This is a genomic window from Finegoldia magna, from assembly GCF_018371055.1.
In the GTDB taxonomy this organism is placed as follows: Bacteria; Bacillota; Clostridia; order Tissierellales; family Peptoniphilaceae; genus Finegoldia; species Finegoldia magna_I.
The window spans coordinates 1-6,008 of the sequence record NZ_JAGYZD010000098.1; the positions used below are offsets into that span (position 1 = coordinate 1).

At 35.3% G+C, this 6,008-nt stretch carries 9 protein-coding genes; 4 read left to right on the forward strand and 5 right to left on the reverse strand.

What is annotated here, in order from left to right; genetic code table 11:
- Both KHW44_RS05430 and KHW44_RS05435 read right to left on the reverse strand, forming a co-directional pair.
- A partial coding sequence (locus KHW44_RS05430; protein WP_304066918.1) for a biotin carboxylase N-terminal domain-containing protein occupies window positions 1-173 on the reverse strand: 173 nt, incomplete at its 3' end.
- Window positions 174-184: 11 nt separating this feature from the next.
- Window positions 185-604, reverse strand: coding sequence for a cytidine/deoxycytidylate deaminase family protein (locus KHW44_RS05435; RefSeq protein WP_002838677.1), 420 nt, complete (start codon window positions 602-604; stop codon window positions 185-187).
- A 181-nt stretch (window positions 605-785) separates the two neighbouring features.
- Between KHW44_RS05435 and KHW44_RS05440 the strand changes: the two genes are divergently transcribed.
- Together KHW44_RS05440 and KHW44_RS05445 are read left to right on the forward strand one after the other, a co-directional pair.
- Window positions 786-1,034 (forward strand): type II toxin-antitoxin system Phd/YefM family antitoxin, encoded by a 249-nt coding sequence (locus tag KHW44_RS05440; RefSeq protein ID WP_002836009.1) that lies wholly within the window; start codon window positions 786-788, stop codon window positions 1,032-1,034.
- Window positions 1,028-1,297, forward strand: a complete 270-nt coding sequence (locus tag KHW44_RS05445; protein WP_094209200.1) for a Txe/YoeB family addiction module toxin — start codon at window positions 1,028-1,030, stop codon at window positions 1,295-1,297. The genes KHW44_RS05440 and KHW44_RS05445 overlap by 7 nt, the downstream gene beginning before the upstream one ends.
- A gap of 53 nt (window positions 1,298-1,350) precedes the next feature.
- On the opposite strand, the gene KHW44_RS05450 is transcribed toward KHW44_RS05445, so the two are convergent.
- Genes KHW44_RS05450 through ybaK form a run of 3 tightly spaced genes read right to left on the reverse strand, consistent with a single transcriptional unit; the run spans window position 1,351 to window position 4,431 of the window.
- A complete protein-coding gene (locus tag KHW44_RS05450; protein WP_304066907.1) occupies window positions 1,351-2,661 on the reverse strand; it encodes a glutathionylspermidine synthase in 1,311 nt (436 codons plus the stop codon).
- Complete coding sequence (locus tag KHW44_RS05455) at window positions 2,654-3,958, reverse strand: glutamate--cysteine ligase (RefSeq protein WP_304066909.1); 1,305 nt, start codon at window positions 3,956-3,958, stop codon at window positions 2,654-2,656. Before KHW44_RS05455 ends, KHW44_RS05450 begins: the two co-directional genes overlap by 8 nt.
- Before the next feature lie 2 nt (window positions 3,959-3,960).
- Window positions 3,961-4,431, reverse strand: a complete 471-nt coding sequence (ybaK, locus tag KHW44_RS05460; RefSeq protein WP_304066912.1) for a Cys-tRNA(Pro) deacylase — start codon at window positions 4,429-4,431, stop codon at window positions 3,961-3,963.
- Window positions 4,432-4,556: 125 nt separating this feature from the next.
- On the opposite strand from ybaK, the gene KHW44_RS05465 reads away from it, so the two are divergent.
- The gene (locus tag KHW44_RS05465) at window positions 4,557-5,315 is read left to right on the forward strand and encodes an MBL fold metallo-hydrolase (RefSeq protein WP_304066915.1); all 759 of its coding nucleotides are present in this window, start codon (window positions 4,557-4,559) and stop codon (window positions 5,313-5,315) included.
- Between the two features lie 169 nt (window positions 5,316-5,484).
- The coding region (locus KHW44_RS05470; protein ID WP_304066921.1) for an HAD-IC family P-type ATPase at window positions 5,485-6,008 on the forward strand (524 nt) is incomplete at its 3' end.

The window sequence follows — 6,008 nt, forward strand, 5'->3', positions numbered from 1 at the left end:
GATGCCGCATCTTTTATCAAATACGATTCGTCAGCCTTCGTTCTGAAAAGGGAAGTCTTGTCCTCTTCGCTATAAATCGCAACGCTTCTTATTCCAAGCTCACTACAAGCTCTGAAAATTCTTATAGCAATCTCGCCACGGTTTGCCACAAGAAGTTTTTTTATTTTATCCATATTACACCTCTTTAAATTTGGACATATTCAATATTATTTCGGTCTAACAATTCAATCGCATACTCATCTACACGATAAGCTTCGTGATAATAAATCTTGCTAATTCCAGCTTGAATTAAAGATTTCGTGCAGTTCAAACAAGGAAAATGAGTCACATAACAAATACAACCCTTCACAGCAATTCCTTCTTTCGCACAATACAACAAAGCATTCATCTCTGCGTGAATCGTAGCAATACAATGTCCGTCTCGCAAAGTGTGACCAACCTCGTCGCAGTGAGGATTGCCACTGATAGCACCATTGTAACCTGTCGATACAATCCTGTTGTCAGAATTCACCAACACACAACCAACAAACGCCCTGTCACAAGTGCTACGTGTCGCAACATTCAATGCCAAATCCATAAAATATTCATTCCAAGATTTTCTCATATTGACCTCTCATCATCATTAAAAAATTTCTTTACCTTTAATATTATCATAAAAGCAAAAAAATCAAAACTGAAACGCTAGGAAACCCCACACAAAAAAAGCCACACAATGTGGCTTAGAGAAGTAAAAATATTTACAAAAATCAATCTGTACGCTATAATGTACATAAGGAGTTGATATTATGATTAAGACGTCAGTAACAAATTTTAGAAAAAATATTTTCGGAATTCTTGAACAAACAATTAAATTTAATGAACCTGTAAACATAAGTACAAAAACTGGAAATGCAGTTGTTCTTAGTGAAGATGATTACAATGGATTGATGGAAACTCTTAGAATATACTCAAACCCAAAAGAAAAAGAAAAAATAATAGAAGGTTTGAATACAAAATTAGAAGATTGCATTTCTGAAGATGAGGTTGAATGGTAACATATAAAATTGTTTATACTAAGAAAGCGACAAAAGATATAAAGAATTTAAAGTCCGCTGGTATAGACAAAAAGGCAAAGATGTTAGTTGAATTAATAAAACAAAATCCATATCAAACACCTCCTTATTATGAAAAACTACAGGGAGAGTTGAAAGGCGCTTATTCAAGAAGAATCAACATACAACATCGTTTAGTTTATGAAGTTTTTGAAAAAGAGAAAATAATTAAAATAATCAGCTTATGGTCACATTATGAATTTTAAAAATTAAAGAAGTTTTCTTCCACACAAAAAAAGCCACACAATGTGGCTTTTAATTACTCATTTATGAACAAGTTTGGTGCTGTATAATATTTTCTGGCGCCGCTTACGACGTTATCTTTTCCAATTCGTGTATAAGGGGCGACGAAGTGTTTGTTGTAGATGAACAGTCCCACAACTTGTGTGAATTTATTGAGTACGGGAGATTTTTCTTCGAATTCCAAGAATTCGCACTTATTCATGTCGTAATATTCTTGGAAGACGTAACCTGTTTTGATAAATTCCGGAAGTTTTTCTTGTAATTCTTCTTCTGTCATTTCACGGCCAACGTATATTCCAAGCGAAGCGTAACCGTCAATTGGTTTGAAGATGTATTTGTCTTTGTTCATTATGATTTCGTAGGCATCACGTTCTTCGATTTTTTTCGTGAATGGAACGTGTTCGTCGATGAATTTTTTTTCTTCAGTATTTAACAACGCTTGTGTTTGTTCGTCTCTGAAGATTTCGAAAATAAGCTTGGAGTGCATCAATTGTGACCTGAACGATCCTACCATGAAGAACGCATTGTCCATGTATGCATCCAAGAAAGGTTTGATCTGATCTTTTATTTTCAACAATTCCAATGTTACAATTCTTCTGTAAACTAAATCTATTACGTAATCTCCGTGGCACAATTTGCCGTTTTTGTATTCCAAATCTCTGATGTCTATGATTTCACAGTTGAATCCATTTTCTTCGTAGACTCTTTTGAATTCGTCAAATTCGTTCGGAGTTCCCACTTCCAAATTATCCACGATTGCGACGTTTGGTTTCTTGTCCGACACGTATTTTTTGTACATATCAGCTGTTTCCCAAACCCATGGAGTGAACATGTCGATATTTTCGACGTCGTGTTTTTCCATGAATTTTTGCATAGCTTTTGTTTGTAGAAGAAGTTGTCCCAATGTGTTGTCTTCGTTCATCGCAGAAGATCCGTCTGTGTTAAGTTCACAAAGCATATAATTGACGCCGTCGTAGAACACGTCGTAGCGACAGATTGGAACTGGCACATCGTAGCCTGGATCGTGAAGCACAAGTTCTTCGATTGTCGGATCTAATTGGAATATTTTACGATATTCAGGATTTTTTACGAATTCTTCGGTGATTTTATCTGTAATGCTCATCAAAATATTTGAAATGTAGACAAAATCTGAGCGGTTCTTTTTGTTGTAGAAAAGTCCTTGGTAGGTCATAGGGATTGGCTCCCCGTGATAAATCGCCTTTGATACTTTTGTTTTGGCGATAAAATCAACGAAATCCCTGTAATACATGTCCTCGTCTTGTCGTACTATTTTATATAATTCTAATGAATATTCGTCATTAAACATCTAAATCCTCCAATTTTATTTCGTTTTCAATCACAGCTTCACGAAGTCCTTTTTCCTTGTAAGTTTTCTCGAACTTGTCTCTTGGATTCATACCTTTTTCTAACATTTCTTCTAGTGAAATGAGATATCCGATTTCATTTGCAGGAAGGCCGTTTTTTGCCATATCCACAAGCATTTTGCAAAACTCCAACATGTTTACATTCATAAATGTAGCATCCAGTCCTTTTTCACGCGCGTCTAGTTTTGCTTTCATGCAATTATCGTATGTCATATTTTTGAAAAGCTCTGATAATTTGTCCAAATTAGTATCGTCGTAGAACAATCCTTTGATTAGAGCGACTGCTGAGAAATTAAGTGGATATTTGATTTCGTCCATCATTCTGATTTCGATGTATCGTTTCGCCCTAACATCTGGAAATACTATTGATAATGCGTGGAAAATCATATCAGTATCCCTAACGTCTTTGAATACTTCCTTAAAAGTTGTCCCTCCGACATAATAAGATTCGTGGTTTTCATCAATCGAGAATATCAACGGCGTGTTCAAAATATTTTCGGCGTATTTTTTGTAGCTCAAATCATCATCGAAGCTAAACTTATACATGCCGGATCTGTCAGTGTCTGTGTTTTCCCAAATGATTTCTCTCATGTTACGACTTTTCGCTGGTTTCCCTTCGAAAATGTATGCGTTGTCGAACAATGTGTAGAAAACTGGAGACAAACAGTTTGCAATTTTGTATTTCTTGGCGAAATCTTCTTCAGAAGAGTAGTCGATGCTGCATTGCAAAGAGCAAGTGCCCTTCATCATATTGTGAGCCATGTCTCCTCTTTCGTTAAAATATTTGTACATAAAATCGTATCTTTTTTTAGGCAAGATTTTAATCTCGTCGATTTTAGTCACAGGATGATATCCCAAAGTCACCATCGCTTGGTTTTTCTTATCGAAAACTTCAACCAGTTTTCTCATATTTTTGATGTAAATATCCTTCAATTCGTCGATGTTCCACTTCGATGACAATGCAACTTCGAACTGACTTCCAGGTTCTGTTGACACTGCCAAATCATCATTTTCAAGTCCAAGGATGTAATCTCCTTCCTTGTAAGCGACACATCCTCCTTCGTGAAGTTCTCTGAGAGTTTCTCCGACTCCGTTTTCACCAAAATACGACACAGTCTTCAAACTATCCTTGTCGATTATGAAATGTTCCATCTCCATTCCGACAGTGAAATCTTCCTTTAATTTTTCTCCGCTTTTAATGTAGTTAATTACAGCTTCAAGCTGTTTTTCGTAATCCATTTTTACTCCTTTTTAATGTCTGCTACAGTAATATCACAAATTTTTATCAAATCTTTCGGAGCGATTTTGATTTGCGCTCCGATTTTGCCGCCAGACACGTAAATATATTCCTTATCTTCACAACTTTCGTCGATAAAAGTTTTAAATTTTGTTTTCATTCCGATAGGAGAGCAACCGCCTCTTATGTAGCCCGTAGTTTTCAACAAATCTTTTACGTGAATCATTTCAAGCTTTTTCACTCCGGCTATTTTCGCACATTTTTTCAAATCAAGCTCATCTTTTACGGCCACAACGAACACGAAATTTTCATTCGTGTTGGAAACTGTGACAAGTGTTTTGAACACGTAAGCTTCGTCTTCATCTAATTTGTTTGCGACATTTTCGCCGCTCACATCGTCTCCCACAGAGTATTCTATATATTTATACCCAATTTTTTCTTTGTCGAGCATTCTCATTGCGTTAGTTTTTTTCATAAAAACATCCTTTCATTATTAATATTATACTACAAGTAAAAATTTTGTGGATTTATAAAATATTTGATGCGTTTACTTGCGTAAAATGTCTGTTTATGGGTAAATATATACGAGGAGGAATTTTAATGGAACAAAGTTTAAACATTAGATATATATACCACAGTTCATTTTCTTTGGAGTTTGAAGACAAGATTATTATTTTCGATTATTTTCAAGGAACTTTGCCAAAAAATGTGAACGATAAGAAGGTGATTTTCGTGGTGACTCATTCACACGCAGATCACTACAATGAGAGTATTTTTGATTATGAAAATTCTAGTGATATTACATATATTGTCTCAGAAGATGTATACGAAGAGATTTTTGATTACGATACGAAGGACAATGTTGTATTTTTGGGAGAAGATAATATCGAAGATTTGAAGAAGCATTTCGGTAAAAAAGTTATAAAACTTGAAGTTGGTGAATCGACTTCTGTGTACGGTGCAGATTTTACAGCGCTTGGTTCTACTGATATGGGAATTAGCGTGTATTTTGAAGCGAATCATTTGAAATTTTTCTTCGCTGGAGATTTGAACAATTGGGCGTGGGAAGAAGACACCGAAGAAGAAAAAGAAAAGATGCAACAGGATTTCTCCAAGGAAATCGACAAGATTGGGCATGTTGACATAGGATTTTTCCCAGTTGATCCTAGATTAAAGGAGAGATACGATTTGGGTGTGAATGAATTTGTCGACAAATGCAATCCAAAAGTTTTGTTCCCAATGCATTTCACAAAAGATCCAACAATCGTGGACACATTCATCGACACACACGATTACGAGGGCTGTAAAGTTGTGAATATGAAAAAGGAACACGATACTTTTCAAGTTATAATAAAATAATTGATTTAATATAATATTTTTGGTAAAATTAATATACAAGAGGGAGTAGCTTAAAAATATTGTGTCGTCATTACGGTTAAAACCCGGCACAAAGCCACTTTGGTTAGCAAGACTTTTGCCAGAAATGGTGAAAGTTTTTTTTATTATGAAATTAACAGGAGGTAAGAGATTGGATTGGTACAAGGAATCTAATGAGAGTGTTATCAAAAGTTTGGACACTGATCAAAACAATGGTCTATCCGACAGTAAGGTAACGAGTTTGTTAGAAAAATACGGCAAGAACGTATTAAAAGAAAAGAAGAAAAAGTCCATGGCAGCCAAATTAAAGGATCAATTTTTGGATCCTATGATAATTATTTTGCTATTGGCATCTATTTTATCCATGGCTATTGGGGAAGTCACAGATAGTATTATTATCATCGCTATCGTTATTGTGAATGCGGTTCTTTCGATTTATCAAGAAGGTAAGGCGGAACAAGCAATAGAAGCTTTGCAAAAAATGGCAAGTCCTAAAGCCAAGGTTATAAGAAACGGCAAGATTATGGAAGTGGATTCTCAAAATTTGGTTCCAGGAGATATCGTTGAATTGGAAACGGGAGATATTATCCCTGCCGATTTGAAATTATTGGAATCTACTAACTTGAAAATCGACGAATCATCGTTGACTGGTGAATCTGTTGCTGTTGAAAAGAA